Origin of the sequence: Streptomyces sp. NPDC052101 (assembly GCF_040680235.1) — a bacterium.
Taxonomy (GTDB): Bacteria; Actinomycetota; Actinomycetes; order Streptomycetales; family Streptomycetaceae; genus Streptomyces.
This window is the reverse complement of the sequence record NZ_JBFAWH010000010.1, coordinates 230,378-246,212: the sequence shown is the minus strand read 5'-3', so window position 1 is coordinate 246,212 and position 15,835 is coordinate 230,378. Positions and strand designations below refer to the sequence as shown.

General features: G+C 71.4%; 12 protein-coding genes. 5 read left to right on the top strand and 7 right to left on the bottom strand.

Annotated features, from left to right (window positions below):
• The first annotated feature begins 39 nt into the window (after positions 1-39).
• Positions 40-1,602, top strand: a complete 1,563-nt coding sequence (locus AB0L75_RS20080; protein ID WP_365182513.1) for a GH32 C-terminal domain-containing protein — start codon at positions 40-42, stop codon at positions 1,600-1,602.
• A gap of 55 nt (positions 1,603-1,657) precedes the next feature.
• Entirely contained in the window at positions 1,658-2,632 is a 975-nt protein-coding gene (locus AB0L75_RS20075; protein WP_365182512.1) for a TauD/TfdA family dioxygenase, read from the top strand.
• Between the two features lie 33 nt (positions 2,633-2,665).
• Here AB0L75_RS20075 and AB0L75_RS20070 read toward each other — a convergent pair whose 3' ends face one another.
• Entirely contained in the window at positions 2,666-3,694 is a 1,029-nt protein-coding gene (locus AB0L75_RS20070; protein ID WP_365182510.1) for an LLM class flavin-dependent oxidoreductase, read from the bottom strand.
• 68 nt (positions 3,695-3,762) lie between these two features.
• Positions 3,763-5,265 carry a metallophosphoesterase gene (locus tag AB0L75_RS20065; protein ID WP_365182508.1) on the bottom strand — a complete coding sequence of 501 codons (1,503 nt, stop codon included), beginning with the start codon at positions 5,263-5,265 and terminating at the stop codon, positions 3,763-3,765.
• 235 nt (positions 5,266-5,500) lie between these two features.
• Between AB0L75_RS20065 and AB0L75_RS20060 the strand changes: the two genes are divergently transcribed.
• Both AB0L75_RS20060 and AB0L75_RS20055 read left to right on the top strand, forming a co-directional pair.
• Positions 5,501-5,788 carry a DUF1905 domain-containing protein gene (locus AB0L75_RS20060; RefSeq protein WP_365182506.1) on the top strand — a complete coding sequence of 96 codons (288 nt, stop codon included), beginning with the start codon at positions 5,501-5,503 and terminating at the stop codon, positions 5,786-5,788.
• Between the two features lie 453 nt (positions 5,789-6,241).
• Positions 6,242-8,647 carry a M4 family metallopeptidase gene (locus tag AB0L75_RS20055; RefSeq protein WP_365182504.1) on the top strand — a complete coding sequence of 802 codons (2,406 nt, stop codon included), beginning with the start codon at positions 6,242-6,244 and terminating at the stop codon, positions 8,645-8,647.
• Between the two features lie 50 nt (positions 8,648-8,697).
• Here AB0L75_RS20055 and AB0L75_RS20050 read toward each other — a convergent pair whose 3' ends face one another.
• The 3 genes from AB0L75_RS20050 to AB0L75_RS20040 form a co-directional block, all read right to left on the bottom strand.
• Positions 8,698-9,897 (bottom strand): glycoside hydrolase family 64 protein, encoded by a 1,200-nt coding sequence (locus AB0L75_RS20050; protein WP_365182502.1) that lies wholly within the window; start codon positions 9,895-9,897, stop codon positions 8,698-8,700.
• A 174-nt stretch (positions 9,898-10,071) separates the two neighbouring features.
• On the bottom strand, positions 10,072-10,827 hold the full coding sequence (locus tag AB0L75_RS20045) for a dienelactone hydrolase family protein (protein WP_365182500.1): 756 nt from the start codon (positions 10,825-10,827) through the stop codon (positions 10,072-10,074).
• 114 nt (positions 10,828-10,941) lie between these two features.
• Positions 10,942-11,562, bottom strand: a complete 621-nt coding sequence (locus AB0L75_RS20040; protein WP_365182498.1) for an L-threonylcarbamoyladenylate synthase — start codon at positions 11,560-11,562, stop codon at positions 10,942-10,944.
• A 451-nt stretch (positions 11,563-12,013) separates the two neighbouring features.
• Here AB0L75_RS20040 and AB0L75_RS20035 point away from each other — a divergent pair, with 451 nt between their 5' ends.
• The gene (locus tag AB0L75_RS20035; RefSeq protein ID WP_365182496.1) at positions 12,014-13,579 is read left to right on the top strand and encodes a helix-turn-helix domain-containing protein; all 1,566 of its coding nucleotides are present in this window, start codon (positions 12,014-12,016) and stop codon (positions 13,577-13,579) included.
• A 191-nt stretch (positions 13,580-13,770) separates the two neighbouring features.
• Here AB0L75_RS20035 and AB0L75_RS20030 read toward each other — a convergent pair whose 3' ends face one another.
• Positions 13,771-15,021, bottom strand: a complete 1,251-nt coding sequence (locus tag AB0L75_RS20030) for a serine hydrolase domain-containing protein (protein ID WP_365182494.1) — start codon at positions 15,019-15,021, stop codon at positions 13,771-13,773.
• A 199-nt stretch (positions 15,022-15,220) separates the two neighbouring features.
• Positions 15,221-15,688 carry a hypothetical protein gene (locus AB0L75_RS20025; protein ID WP_365182492.1) on the bottom strand — a complete coding sequence of 156 codons (468 nt, stop codon included), beginning with the start codon at positions 15,686-15,688 and terminating at the stop codon, positions 15,221-15,223.
• Positions 15,689-15,835 lie beyond the last annotated feature (147 nt).

The window sequence follows — 15,835 nt, the reverse complement described above, 5'->3', positions numbered from 1 at the left end:
TCCTGGTCCCATGGATCATCACGAGAGGGACGATGCGTGATGCGTGGCCCGACCAGAAGAGCCCTGTTCACCACGACCGCCGCGGGAGCCGGCGCGGCGCTGCTGCCGGCGCTCCCCGCAGGCGCTGAGCCGAGTGCGAGGCCCAAGCCGGCGCGGAACTGCCTGAGTTACCGGGCCGGTTACCACTTCACGGTCCCCGACCAGTGGAAGAACGACCCCCAGCGCCCCGTCTGGATCGACGGCGAGTACCACTACTACTACCTCTACAACGCCGACTATCTCGACGGTGGCGAGGTGGGCACCGCCTGGCGCCTGGCCACCAGCACCGACCTGGTCTCCTTCACCGACCGGGGGATCGCCGTGCCCAAGGACACGACCGTCAACGGCGATGTCTGGTCGGGCTCGGCGGTGGTCGACAGCGCCGACACGGCCGGTTTCGGCGCGGGCGCGGTGATAGCCGTCGTCACGATGTCACCCGGCGGCGGCACCGACCGTCAGGCGCAGTTCCTGTACCACTCCGCCGACGGCGGCCGCACTTTCGCGAACTACGGCACCGACCCCGTCCTGGCCGGCCCGGGCGTGGGGGCCGACTTCCGTGACCCCAAGGTCATCAGGGACGAGGACCACGACCGCTGGCTGATGGCCCTCGCCGAACGCGACAAGATCGGCTTCTACCGGTCGGCCGATCTCAAGTCCTGGACGTATGCGGGCGGTTTCGTCAAGGACGGCATCGGTGTGTTCGAGTGCCCCGACCTGTTCCGGATCACCGCCGACGACGGCACGCAGAAGTGGGTGCTGGGCGCGAGCGCGGACGGCACGGGGTCGGGACAGCCCAACACCTTCGCCTACTGGACCGGTTCCTTCGACGGCACTTCCTTCACCGCCGACTCCGGCGATCCGCAGTGGCTGGACCACGGCTGGGACTGGTACGCGGCGGTCACCTTCGAGAAACGGCAGGCGGACGGATCCCCGGACCCGGCCGCGCGCTACGCCCTCGGCTGGCTGAACAACTGGGCCTACGCCCACACCACACCCACGATCGACGCGGACGGCTTCAACGGCACCGACTCCGTCGTCCGCGAGATCACGCTCAAGAAGTCCGGTTCCGGCGGCTACTACCTGGCCTCCCGGCCGGTCGCCGCACTCGACTCCTACGTCTCGCGCACCGTGAACCTCGGCGACCTCACCGTCGACGGTACCCGCCTCCTCGACCACACCGGGATCTCCTACGAGCTGACGACGGAGATCACCTGGTCCCAACTCACCGGAGCGGGCGTGCAGTTGCGCCGCTCACCCGACGGTGGGCGGCACATCGACGCCGGGTTCTGGAACGACTACGTCTTCCTCAACCGGCGGGGGACCGTCAACCCCGACACCAGCGGCAACCGGCAGGAGAGCCGCAGCCCGTTCGATCCGAGCGCCGGACGGGTGAGGCTGCGCATCCTGGTGGACCGCACCTCCGTCGAGATGTTCGTGGACGACGGCCGGTATGTGCACTCCAGCGAGGTGTTCCCCTACCTGGTGGACGACCGGCTGGCGCTGTTCTCGGCCGGCGGCACGGCCGTGTTCGGGAACACGCTCATCCGGGAGTTCGCCGTGTGAGGCCCGCGGTGCCACGATCTTGGTGGAGCCGGTTCGGACGAGCACGGGAGCGCGCATGACGACGCACAGAGCCACCGCGGAGCAGACGGAGCGGGTCGAGGGCGTGGAGGTGAAGCCGGCTGCCGGACACATCGGGGCCGACATCACCGGCGTCGATCTCGCCGGGCCGCTGGACGACGCCGTGGTGGCCCTGATCCGGCGGGCCGTGCTGCGCTGGAAGGTGGTGTTCTTCCGCGGGCAGGAGCTGGACCACGCCGCTCATCTCGCCTTCGCCCGCCGCTTCGGCGAACCGGTCGCGCTGCCACGCCGCGGTCCGCACTCGCCGCCGGACTTCCCCGGGGTCGAGACGACCGCCGACCTGCTGGAACTGGCCGGACAGTACGGCATGGAGCGCGACGAGTGGCTGCACCGGCGCCACCACACCCTGCTGCGCGGCTGGCACTGCGACCACGGCACCCGGATCGACCCGCCGGCCGCGACCATCCTGCGCGCCGAGACCGTCCCGCCCTACGGCGGCGACACCACCTGGGCCAATCTGGCCGCCGCCTACGCCGGTCTGTCGGCACCGGTCCGGGCCTTCGTGGACGGGCTGTGCGCCGAGCACCGGCTCGGCGTGGGCTACCAGCCCCGGCCCGGCGACGACGCGTTCGCCCGGCGCCTCCTGGACAGCCAGGTGGCCTCCCTGCACCCCCTGGTGCGGGTGCATCCGGAGACGGGGGAGCGGGTGCTGTTCGTCAACGGCTACTACGTGGAGGAGATCGCCGGCCTCTCCCGTCCGGAGAGCACGGCGATCCTGCGGATGCTGCTGGAGCAGGCGGTCCGCCCCGAGTACACCGTCCGCTTCCGCTGGGAGCCGGGCAGCGTCGCCTTCTGGGACAACCGGGCCACCATCCACCTCGCTCCGAGCGACCACGCCCACGCCGGCTCGCCCCGGATCATGCACCGGGTGATGCTCCAGGGTGATGTGCCGGTGGGCGTGGACGGCAGGGCGTCGCAACCGGTCGTCGGTACGGAGGCCGGCCGCTGGTGAACCGAGACATCGAGCGGCGGTGCGGGACCCCGGTCAGCCCGCAGGCTGCCACCCCAGCGCCGGGCCCAGCCTGGTCGCCATGTCCGTCAGGATCTGTATGTAGTCCTCGTGCTCGAAGGTGAACGGCAGCGCGAACGCCACCTCGTCCACCTCCCGGAACGCGGCATGCGCGTGCAGCTGTCCGGCGATCTCCTCCGAGGTGCCGACCAGGTCCGGGGCGAACAGCAGCCGGCCCGGTCCCTGCGGGGAGGTCGTGCGGGGCAGGCGCTGGGCCGCGTACGCCGTGTACCTGGCGCGCTGCTCCGGGGTCGCGGAGTCGGTGGGGATCACCACCAGCCCCTGCGAGACCCGGGCCGCCTCCCCGTCGGGATGACGGGCGCGGAACTCCCTGATGAGGGACAGCTGGATCTCAGCGAAGTCCCATGGCCCGTCCGGCTGTTCCGCCTTGACGACGCTGCTGGTGAGCAGGTTCATGCCGTGCTCGCCCGCCCAGCGCGCCGAGCCGGGGCTGCCGCCGCCGTACCACAGCCGCCGGCCGAGTCCGGGGGAATGCGGCTGGACCACGTCCGAGAACACCTCGAAGCCCTCGACCCCGCTGAAGTCGCTCGCGGGCTTGCCGCGCACCAGGTCCAGCAGTCGCCGCACCCGTTCGTGGCCGAAGTTCTCGGCCTCGGCGGTGTCCGGGTACAGGGCGTCCTTGACCTGCTCGAAGTGCATCGGCGGGCCCACGCTGACGCCCGGGTTCAGCCGGCCGCCGGACAGGATGTCCACCGTCGCGAGGTCCTCGGCGAGGCGCAGCGGGTTCTCCCAGCCGAGCGGGGTCACCGCGGTGCCCAGCTCGATACGGCGGGTGCGCTGGGAGGCGGCGGCGAGGACGGCGACGGGGGACGAGATGCCGTACTGCAGATGGCGGTGGCGCAGCCAGGCGCTGTCGAAGCCGAGCCGCTCGCCCAGCTCGATGATCTCCAGCGTGGACTCGTGGCCCCGCCCCGGCTGCGCCGGGTCGAACAGGCCGATGGTGAGGAAGCCCAGCTTGCGCAGCGGACGGGGCATGGACGGCACGGGCTCCTCCAGCGGTCGTACGTCGGTTCCGCCCTCGATTCTGGCAGGCGGATGTGACAACCGTGTGATCACTTCAGCGGGATGGTGATCTCGTCCTCGACCGGTGGATCGACCTCCTGCGCTCGGTTGCCGGTGGCGGCGAAGCAGCGCAGCCGCAGCTCCTCCGGAGCGACGTCCAGCCGCAGGAAGCACTTGAAGAACGGCGGGCTGTAGGTGGCCGAGCTGGGCGAGAACAGCCGGGTGTAGAGCTGGCGCACGGGCAGCCGGAAGCGGGACGTACGGTCCGGGCGGCCGCCGGTGCCCAGGAGGCTCGCGACCAGACGGGTGCGCCGGGTCACCCGGGCGTCCGGACCGGGCGCGCGGCCCGGCTTGATGCCGAGCCGTTCGGCGACGACGGCCATGGCCTCGGACTCGCTCAGGGTGAACAAGCGGGGCAGCCGCAGCCTGCGGCCGTACAGGCGGCTGTAGAAGGCGAGCGAGTCGCCGCGCAGCGGATAGCAGCGGAAGTCCCGCTCGGTGACGCCGCCGACCGACACCCGCGGGATGGTGTGCGTGGCGTGCATGAACGCCCCGCCGCCGCCCGCGACCACGTACTGGATGGTGCGGCCGTCCACGTCGACCGGGTAGCGCTGGTAGTTGTGGATGTCGCCGCCGATCGCGGCCACGTAGTGGTGTTCCGGGTCCCGCACGATCGCGTCCACCGTGCCGCCGCCCTCGATCTCGCACGGGTGGTGCTCGCCGTCGACGTACAGCGGCGACCCGGTGATCAGGATCTTCGGCTTCGGTCCCCGGGACACCTGGCGCAGCCAGGCGCCCTGTTCGGCGTCGATGGTGCCGAGCAGGCCGGTGTCGATGCCGACGATCCGGACCGGACCCGCGTCGATCGCCCAGTACGGCCCGGGCTGTGCGGCCTGTTGGCCGGGTGCCGACCGCAGGGCCCGCGCGGCGGCGAGCCGTCGCTCGTCGGTCGGACGGGGCCGGTGCCACAGCAGGGCGCGCCACCAGGCCCGGCTGAGGGGGCGCGGCCGGGGCTCGGGGCCGAGCGGCGGGGTGTCGGCGCAGAAGACCCGCATGAAGGCGCCGAGGTCCTCGTACCAGTCGTGGTTGCCCGGTATCGCGTATATCGGCGCCGGATAGTCCTGGTAGGGCCGGAAGAACTTGTCGCCGTAGTCCTGGGCGCTGCCCACCGGATAGATCACGTCGCTCGCGATCACCGCGAAGTCGGTGTCCTGACTCATCTTCAGAAAGCCTGGCACGACGGCGTACTGGGGGTCGTCGCCCTCGCCGGTGTCCCCGATGACCATGAAGGAGAAGTGGTCGGTGACCTCCTGCCGGATCACCTTGTCCGCCGGCGCCCCGGCCGTCTCCCGGCGCGCCACCCAGCGGGCTCTGGTGTGACCGGTCGGATCGCCGAACCAGGACGCCAGCACGCCGTTGCGGGCGATCCACAGGGTCCGTGGATTCAGCCACGACAGTTTCTCGACGTGGTCCGGCATCAACTGCTTGTAGGCGCCGGGCTCGGCCGAGCCCCAGCCGGCGCCCTGTGCGGTATCGCGTGAGGAGTCAGACACACCATGCACCGTAACAACGTGCCGGTCAGCGGCGGTTGGGGGGTCCGGTGCCCGGGCGTGTCGCCCGCGGGCCGGGGCTCGGTGTCCGTCCGGAACGCCCAAGGTGCCCACGAGCCGGGCTGCACACCGCGCTGGACGGATCGCACCGGTCGCTTGCGGATCGGAGGTGACCTGACAGCCGGGGAGCCGGGCGGGCGCCGCTACTCTGTGGTCCTCCTTCAGGACGGGGCAGGGCATGCAACTCGCGTTCGCCGGACGGGTCGTGGAGTGGCGGGGGCCGGCGCCGTACTACTTCGTCGCCGTGCCGGACGCGGAGTCCGCCGACATCCGTGACGTGGCCGCGCTGGCCAGTTACGGCTGGGGTGTGATCCCGGTCGAGGCCAGGATCGGCGCCACCGCCTTCACCACGTCCCTCTTCCCCAGGGACGGCGGCTACCTGCTGCCGCTCAAGGCCGCCGTGCGCCGCCCGGAGGCGCTGGAGGCCGGCGACGAGGTGACGGTGGCGATGACCGTACGGCTGTGAGCCGCCGGGCTGGACGGAGGTGAGCCCCGGTGGCTGCCGGTCGCAGGCCCCGTGTCCCGATCCCGCAGGCCCGTCGTACCGCCTACGCCTGCTCCGTGTTCCGCGCGGCGCCGGAGCCCGCGGGGCCGCCTGTGCGAGGTGCTGTTGTCGCCCGGCGCGGGGCGCCGGCCCGTCGGCGGCGACGTCACCTGCGACCTGCTGCGGCGCCAGGTGCGGTTTCCGCGCCGGGACTTGGGAGCGACCCGGCCCTGAGCCGTCTCATAGGGAAAACCCTCGATTGGCCGCAAGTGTGATGACATGGCCTGGTCAATCCTGTCATCCTCCGTGCGCACGTCGATCCTTCGCAACCCGCACACGGATCCACGGTCCGCACAGCTCAGCTCACCGGGCAGCAGACCGGTCTGCCCGTCTGTCACCGGCCGCGACCCGGCGGCCGCAGCAGGAGGAGTACGAGTGAGACCCCACAGACGCTTTCCCCACAAGCGCACCACCGTCGGAGCCGCCCTGGTCTCCACCGCGGCCTTCCTCGCCGTCGGCATGCAGGCGGCCCCGGCGATCGCCAAGCCCGCCGCTCCCCACCCCAGCCCGCTGCGCACCGGCGGCCTGGAGGCCAAGCTCAGTCCGGCCCAGCACCAGGCGCTGCTGACGAGCGCCCAGCAGCAGACCACCGCGACCGCCCGCACCCTCGGGCTCGGCGCGCAGGAGAAGCTGGTCGTCAAGGACGTCGTGAAGGACAACGACGGCACCCTGCACACACGGTACGAGCGCACCTACGCCGGCCTCCCCGTCCTCGGCGGCGACCTCGTCGTGCACACCCCGCCCGCCTCCCTGGCCAAGGGCACGGTGACCACGACCTACAACAACAAGCACAGGATCACGGTCGCCTCCACCACCGCGACCTTCACCAAGTCTGCCGCCGAGAGCAAGGCTCTGAAGGCCGCCAAGTCCCTCGCCGCCAAGAAGCCGACCACCGACAGCGCCCGCAAGGTGATCTGGGCCGGCAGCGGCACCCCGAAGCTCGCCTGGGAGACGGTGATCGGCGGCTTCCAGGACGACGGCACGCCCAGCCAGCTGCACGTCATCACCGACGCCGGCACCGGCAAGGAGCTGTACCGGTACCAGGCGATCAAAACCGGCATCGGCAACACCCACTACAGCGGGCAGGTCACGCTCACCACGACCCAGTCGGGCTCGACGTACACGCTGACCGACGGGGCGCGCGGCGGCCACAAGACGTACAACCTCAACCACGGCTCCTCGGGGACCGGGACGCTGTTCTCGCAGTCCAACGACACCTGGGGCGACGGCACCAACTCCAACGCCGCGACCGCGGGCGCGGACGCCCACTACGGCGCGCAGGAGACCTGGGACTTCTACAAGAACACCTTCGGCCGCAGCGGCATCAAGAACGACGGCGTCGGCGCCTACTCGCGCGTCCACTACGGCAACGCGTACGTCAACGCGTTCTGGGACGACAGCTGCTTCTGCATGACCTACGGCGACGGCTCCGCCAACAACGACCCGCTGACCTCGCTGGACGTGGCCGGGCACGAGATGACCCACGGTGTCACCTCCAACACCGCCGGCCTCGACTACACCGGTGAATCGGGCGGACTGAACGAGGCGACCTCCGACGTCATGGGCACCGGCGTGGAGTTCTACGCCAACAACAGCAAGGACGTCGGTGACTACCTCATCGGCGAGATGATCAACATCAACGGCGACGGCACCCCGCTGCGCTACATGGACAAGCCCAGCAAGGACGGCAGTTCGGCCGACTCCTGGTACTCGGGCGTCGGCGGCCTGGACGTGCACTACTCCTCGGGCCCGGCGAACCACATGTTCTACCTGCTGTCCGAGGGCAGCGGCACCAAGGTCATCAACGGCGTGACCTACAACAGCCCGACCTCCGACGGCGTCGCCGTCACCGGCATCGGCCGCGCCGCCGCGCTGCAGATCTGGTACAAGGCGCTGACGACGTACATGACGTCCAGCACCGACTACGCCGCCGCCCGCACCGCCGCCCTGAACGCGGCAGCCGCCCTGTACGGCGCCAACTCCACGCAGTACGCCGGAGTCGGCAACGCCTTCGCCGGCATCAACGTGGGCAGCCACATCACCCCGCCGAGCAGCGGAGTGACGGTCACCAGCCCCGGCAGCCAGACCTCGACCGTCGGCACCGCCGTGAGCCTGCAGATCCAGGCGAGCAGCACCAACAGCGGCGCGCTGTCCTACAGCGCCTCCGGACTGCCCGCGGGCCTGTCGATCAACAGCTCCACCGGCCTGATCACCGGCACGCCCACCACGGCGGGCACCTCCAGCACCACGGTGACGGTGACCGACTCCACCGGTGCGACCGGTACCGCGACCTTCAACTGGACGGTCAACCCCAGTGGCGGAGGCGGCTGCACCTCGGCCCAGCTGCTGAGCAACCCCGGTTTCGAGTCCGGGAGCACCGGCTGGACCGCCACCAGCGGAGTCATCACCACCGACAGCGGTGAGGCGGCCCACAGCGGCTCCTACAAGGCCTGGCTGGACGGTTACGGCTCCTCGCACACCGACACCCTGTCCCAGTCGGTGACCATCCCCGCGGGCTGCAAGGCGACCCTGACCTTCTACCTGCACATCGACACCTCGGAGACCACCACCAGCACGCAGTACGACAAGCTGACGGTGACCGCGGGTTCGAAGACGCTCGCGACCTACTCGAACCTCAACAAGGCCTCCGGCTACAGCCAGAAGTCCTTCGACCTGTCCTCGCTGGCGGGCTCGACGGTCACGCTGAAGTTCAACGGCGTGGAGGACTCCTCGCTGCAGACCAGCTTCGTCGTGGACGACACCGCCCTGACGACCGGCTGAGTCACCCCGCCTCGCGGCCCCGCACCCGAGCGGTGCGGGGCCGTGCCATGTCAGCTCAGCGGATCCAGCGTCAGATACGCCTGCTGCGGGCTGCCGTCGTGGACCAGCGACTCCTGGTTGCCGACGTCGTCGAAGGCGAACGCGTAGGCCTTGCCGTCGGCCATCTGGGCGTGCACGGCACCGGCGTACCGGTTGGTCACCGCGTCCTGGTAGAAGCCGGCCGTCGTGGTGTCCGGCTGGTTCGGGTTGATCAGCAGCGTGGAGCGGTTGTAACCGGCGCACAGGGTGCGGGAGATGGGGCCGCGAACGGTGTCGTTGGGCGCGTCGAGCAGCTTGTGACAGCCGAAGACGCTGTCCGCGTCGGGCTTCTGGAAGCTGGTGACGACCGCGCCCGAGGCGTTCGTGAAGTTCATGACGCCGCCCGAGACACGGCCGTAGTACTTGGTGTTCGGCTGGTCGGCGAACGGCGTGACGGTCAGTGTCGACGTCGTGTACTTCTGCCAGACCCGGTTGACGTAGTCGTCCATCACGTTGGCCGGCAGGGCGCCGGTCTCCACGCCGTACAGCGGCGACAGCGCGCGCAGCACCGTGCCGTCGGAGCGGGTCTGGATCAGGCCGGACCAGCCGCCCGACCGGCTCCGCAGCGCGTTGAAGAAGCCTGTGTAACCACCGGACTTCAGATGCCCGGTGCTGCTCACACTCCCGTCGGAGCGCTGCACCCCGACCGCGTACGGCGCCGAGACCATGTCCACCTGGGTGCTGTTCAGCCACAGCCCGGAGTCGTTGAGGGTGTACTCGGACCAGTTGAACAGGATGTTCCGGTTGGGGTCGGAGGGATTCTGCACCGCCGGCTGCACCAGGCCGCCGGTGGTCAGCCGGAAGTCGAGCTTCTGGCCGTAGGAGAAGTAGATCCGGCCGGAGAACTTCGGTATCCGGATCGTCTTCGACTGCCCGGGGGCCGGGCCGTCGATCGCCGCGTCCGGAGCGGGCGTCGGGGGGTTGCCGCCCGCCGGCCAGGCGTGGAAGGCGCCGCCCGCGTCGGCCCAGCCCTGCTGCCCGGAGGACAGCTGGGTGCCGAGGTCGTAGACATAAACGGGTCCGGAACGGCCCGAGTTGTTGGTGATCTTCAGCGGGATGGTGTCCGGTACGGCAGCGGCGGCGCGGTCCGGGGAGCCGAACGCGAGCACCGAGCCGGCCAGGGCCGCGGCGGCCGCCAGGGGCAGTGCCGGGCGCGTGCGTGTATGAGGCACTCTCCTACCTCCGTGTGGGGTCGGGGTCGTACGGATGTTGGTCCGTACCTGTTTGAGAGCGCTCTCAGACTCATGCCAAGGCGCGTGCATGTCAATGAGTTGAGCGGGGCGAAGTGGGCCGGGACGGCTCGGCGCCCGCCGCGAGCCGGACTCGGGCGGGCGCCGGACCCGGTGTCAGAACGTGCGCTTGAGCAGGTCCAGCAGAGCCGCCCAGTGCCGCTCGTCGGCCTCGTGGTCGTACGCGGGCGTGTCCGCCTGGGTGTAGCCGTGCCGGGCGCCCGGGTAGACCTCGCAGGCGTGCCGTACCCCGGCCGCGTTGAGGGCCTCCTCGAAGCGCGCGATCTGCTCCGGGGGCAGCGCGTGGTCGTTGTCGGCGTGCCCGAAGTACAGCTCCGCGGTGATGGCCGGGGCGCCGAGGTGCGGGCTGGTCGGCTCCTCGGTGGCGAGGGCGCCGCCGTGGAACCCGGCCACCGCCGCGACCCGGTCCGGATGCGCGGCCGCCGTCCACAGGCCCAGCCGGGCGCCCATGCAGTAACCGGTCACCGCGACCGGCCCCTCGGCCACCAGCCGGCTGTCGGCCAGCCACCGCAGATAGGCGCCCGCGTCCCGGCCGGCCAGGTCCGGTGTCAGCGAGGACACCACCGGGCCGAGCCGCTGCCATATGGTCGGATCGGCGCCGGGGTCGATGAACTCGGGCAGGTCGACGACCGGGGTCCGGCCGAGGCGGTAGAACACGTTCGGCACCAGCACGGTGTAGCCGGCGGCGGCCAGCCGGTCGGCCATCGACCGCAGGTGCGGACGCAGTCCGTAGGCGTCCTGGTAGAACAGCACGCCCGGACGGGGGCGTCCGTCGGCGGGATGGACGAGGTAGGCGTCGCAGACGCCGTCCTCGGTGCGGATGTCGACATCGTTTCCCTGGACATCGGTCATGGTGAGCAGACCCTCCCTCGGGGAATCGGCGTCGGACGGAGTCTGCCTCGACGCCACGGCTACGCCCATGCTGTCATGCAAGATCGGCAACCCCGCACCCGGTGCGCCGCGCGCTCACTCGAAGCGGCTGGTGTCCCCGGCGCCCCGCCGTACGATCTCCGCCTCGCCGCTGGAGAAGTCCACGACCGTCGTCGGCTCGGTGCCGCAGTCGCCCGAGTCGACCACCGCGTCCACCGCGTGGTCGAGCCGGTCCTTGATCTCCCAGCCTTGCGTCAGCGGCTCCTCCTCGTCCGGCAGCAGCAGCGTGCTGGACAGCAGCGGCTCGCCCAGCTCGGCCAGCAGCGCCTGGGTGACCACGTGGTCGGGGATGCGTACGCCCACGGTCTTCTTCTTCGGGTGCAGCAGCTTGCGCGGCACCTCGCGGGTGGCCGGGAGGATGAAGGTGTAACTGCCGGGCGTGGACGCCTTCACGGCGCGGAACACGTCGTTGTCCACCCGCACGAACTGGCCGAGCTGCGCAAAGTCCCGGCACATCAGCGTGAAGTGGTGCCGGTCGTCCAGGCGGCGGATGGAGCGGATCCGCTCCATGCCGTCCCGGCTGCCCAGCCGGCAGCCCAGCGCGTAACAGGAGTCGGTCGGGTATGCGATGAGTGCTTCCGAGCGCACCGCGTCGGCGATCTGAGCGATGCTGCGCGGTTGCGGGTTCTCGGGGTGCACGTCGAAGTACTTCGCCACCCGTCGAGCTTATGCCGTCCCCGGCACCCCACGCGCCCCCAGACGCCCACCGGCCCCACAGTCACCCATCACCGTCGGTCACCAACGTAATCGAGGGCAGTGACCGGGCGTTCATGCCCGTGTGTACGCCGCCATGCCGGTCACCGGGGTGTTGTGCCTGGTGGGAGCGGTACGTGCGGCGGCGGGGGTGCGCGGCGCCACGGCGAACGGGGCCGGACCGAGCCGCACCTGGCCGACCGCCTCGAATTCGCAGGAGTACTTTCGGGATTCGGGGGCATGCGACCCTGAGCCGTCCTGGGCATCCCCCCCGCCTCGGACGCGATGTCTCCGTCGGCAGCCCACCCCCCCGGGCCGCCGGCGGAGCCATGTCCGGCGCGGGAGCGCGTCGCGTCGGGTACCGTGTGCGGATCTGTAAGCCCAGGTCAACACGGAGACGAGGAGAGGGGCGCACGTGGCCGGCCGAGCGGACGGGGGCCCGGCGTTCCAGCAGCCGCACAGCGGCGACAGCGCCTGGGCGCAGGAGTTGCTGGACCATCTGCGGCCCGCCGGACGCGATCTGCGCCGGCTCGTCGCCTGGCTCGGCAGGACCGTGCAGGCGGCGGTGTGCCTCCAGGACGCGCGCGGCGCGCTCCTCGCCGGCGAACGCCTGCCACTCGACGCCGCCGTGGTCGCCGACGTCGCCGCCGGGCGGGTCTCCGCCGCGGCCCTCCAGGACGGCGTACGGCATGTGCGACTGGTCGCCATACGACACCCGGGACCTGGCCCGACAGCCGGAGCCGTCCTCGCCGTGGCACGCGCGACACCCTTCGACCGGCAGGCGGCGGACATCCTCGGCCACACCGCACCCGTACTGGAACTGCTGCTCCGGGAAAAGGAGTTGACAGAATCCGGCCGACGGCTGCGGCGGGCCACGGCCGATCTGCGGCTGGCGATCCTGCAACTGCTCATGGTGGAGGACACCGTCTCCGCCCGCCGGGTCGCCGCCGGTCTCTGGCCGGGCCTGCTGGAGGAGGACACCGCCCGCGTCTACGTCCTCGAGGGCGCCGCCGCCGAACGCGACCGGCTCGCCGAGGCGTGCGTGGACTCCACCGCCGGCGGGGCGCTCGTCGTCCGCTGTCCCGCCGTGGACGAACACGTCATCGTCGTCGGCCCGTGCACCGGCGTGGGGGAGCGGCTGCGGTCCCTCGTCGCCGACCGGCCCGGCACCTTCCTCGGCGGCAGCCCCCGCCAGCGACTCGCCCTGACCGCCACCGCCTATGGGCAGGCCGTCACCGCCCTCGCCGTGGCCCGCTTCCGGCCCGACCGGGCGGCCGTCTACGCCGCCCGCACCCGGCCCGCACAGCTCATGGATCCAGCCGCGCTGCGGGTCTGGGCCGGCGCGGTGCTGCGGCCGCTCGACGCGCTGGCGCACCATGTGCGCGCCGAACTCCTCGCCACCACCCGGCTGGGCCTGGAGTTCACCGCCGTGAACGCGGCCAAGGTGCTCGGCGTCAGCCGTAACACGGTGCGCGCACGGATGGACCGGGTCGCCGCGCTGCTCGGCGTCGACTTCTCCCGGCTGGCTGTCCGCGCCGTCATCCACGCCGCCCTCAACACCGAGGCCGCGCACGGCCCGTACGACCCGTGCCGCGACGCCCCCGATCCGCCGGACCGCACCCGGCTCACCGAGCTGCTCCGGACGGGCGCGCTGCGCGCCTGGGCCGAAGGGCTCCTCGGCCGCCTCGACGACGACGGCCGGGACCTGCGCCGCACCCTGCGCGCCTGGACCGGCGCCGACGCGCACGCCGAACGCGCCGCCCAGGTGCTCGGCGTACACGCCCAGACCGTGCGCGAACATCTCCGGGCGGCCGAGCCCGTCCTGGAACGCCGGCTGACGGCCGGCGGCACCGACCTGTACGAGGTCGTCCTCGCCCACCTCGTCACCGGCGAGCTGCCCGTACCCGGCCTCGGCGCGCCGAGCGGTCCCGAACCCGCACGTGCGAACCCGGACCAAACGGACTCACCTGTGCACCGGTGAGTGCGGTGCGGGCCGCGCCGGGCACCGGTGCACTACCCCGTCCCCGGCAATGCCCGTACCTTCGGCATCCGCGGGGCACGACCGGAACGGGGGACCGGTCGCGGCCCCGCCTCCAGGCCCGCGCACCGCACCGGACCGCGAACTCCCGCCGCAGGCGCCGGTGGTGCCGCCCCGCCGTTCGCGCCGGTCCCTCAGCCGGTGCGTGTGCGCGGCAGGTTGTAGACGTGCGCGGGGGAGATGACCTTCGTGATCGCTTCGCCGAGCACGGTGCTGGGTTCCTGGGACCGGTAGGCGGTGTCGGTGTTGAGGAGTGCGACGAGCGTCGTACGGGTCGAGGGCAGGTAGACGGCCAGCGACTCATAGCCCGGCAGGGAGCCGTTGTGGCCGATCCAGCCCTGCACGTCGAAGATGCCCAGGCCGTAGCCGGCGCCCTTGATCGACCCGGTCTGCGGGGTGGTCAGCCGCTGCCTCTGGGTGGCGGCAGCGACCATCCGCGTCCCGTCCGGGAACCGGCCCATGGCCACCGTGGGCGCCCAGGTGTGCAGATCCTCCAGGGTGGAGATGACGGCGCCGGCCGCCCAGCCCCAGGACGGGTTCCAGTCGGCCGCGTCGGCCTCCTTGCCGTTCGCCGTCTGCTCGGTGTAGCCCTGCGCATGCGGTGCGGGGAACTCGTTGCCGGTCGGGAAGAGCGTGTGCCGCATGCCGGCCGGATCGAGGACGTGCTGCTTGATGTAGTCCCCCAGGCGCTGCCCGCTCTCCTTCTCCACCACCAGACCGAGCAGGATCAGATTGGTGTTGGAGTAGTAGAACTTCTGCCCCGGCTGGAACATCACCGGATGCTTGAAGGAGTAGGCCAGCAACTGCTGGGGTGTGAAGGGCCGTTGCGGGTCGGACGTCAGCGCCTTGAAGAAGCCCGGGTCTTCCGAGTAGTTGAACAGTCCGCTGCGCATGCCGGCCAGTTGACGCAGCGTGATCCTGTCGCCGTTGGGTACGCCGTCGATGTACATGCCGATCGGGTCGTCCAGGGCGACCTTCTTCTGGTCCACCAGCTGCAGCAGCCCGGTCACGGTGAACGTCTTCGTCTCGCTGCCGATGCGCACATACATGTCCGGCGCCATCTTCTGGCCGGTGCTCTTGTCGGCGACCCCGAACGAACGGACGTAACTCGGCTGTCCCGGCGTCCAGATGCCGACGGTCACGCCGGGCACGTTCGCCTCGCGCATCACCTTCTGTACGGCGGCGTCGAGTTGGCGTGCCACCTGCGGGGTGAGCGAACGGACGGCCGGCTCCGAGGGCGACGGGCTGGGCGAGTCGGCGCCGACCGCGGCCGGTACGGCGACCGGTGCCGCCCTCGCGCCCCCGGCGGCGGTCGGTACCACCAGCGTTCCCGTCAGCGCGGCGATCGCGGCCCCCCGGCGCAGACGTGCGGACGATTGCGACATGGTCTGACTCCAAGCACGTGAGAGCCGTACGTGCGGTGAGCGGACGTCGGAGCCCGGACCTTCCCAGCATAGGAGCGCTCACCCTGCCACGCCCGTCGGACGGGGGACCGGCACGCGGCCCCGCTCGGAGCCCGCCCACGGGAACCGCCTGGACCGGCTCGATCAGCTGGACCGGATCGACCCGTCGCCGGGTGAACCGTCACCGCCCGCACACCGGCGCGAGCACGGCGAGGGCGCCGTTGGCCTGCCGCAGTGCTTCTTCCAGCGCGCCGGCCGAGTGGAGCGTGCCGGTGCCGTCGGGCGGCACGAGCCACTCCAGGAAACGCGCGGGCCGATACGGCGGCGGTACGGCGACCCAGGCCCCCTTGGCCGCGTACCGCAGACCGGCGCCCGTCCAGCCCCCGGACGGGTCCGGCGGCAGGAAGAACCCGACACGGCCGGCCGCCGTGTCGATCAGTGTCGGTCCGGGCACCGGCAGTCCGGGCCGCCACAGCAGGTCGAGAGTGAGCAGGCCCAGCCGGTCGGGGACGCTCAGCACGTCCCAGAAACGGCCCGCCTCCAACAGCGCGATGCCCTCGCCGTGATCCCACTCCCACTTGCAGGAGCGCGGGTCCGCCGCCGCGGCGGCCAGCCACTCCACGCCCCGCATCCACATCGTGTTCGTCATGCATCGCTCCGGGTGTCCTCGCTCGCCCGCGCCGGCCGCGGGGAACGGCCGTGACCGGGCACTTCGTGCGCCTGCACACCAACCCGGCATATGCATGCTCGTAGATATTTCTACGCGGCGGAAGGGGTGGCGTGGCCTGGCGTTTGA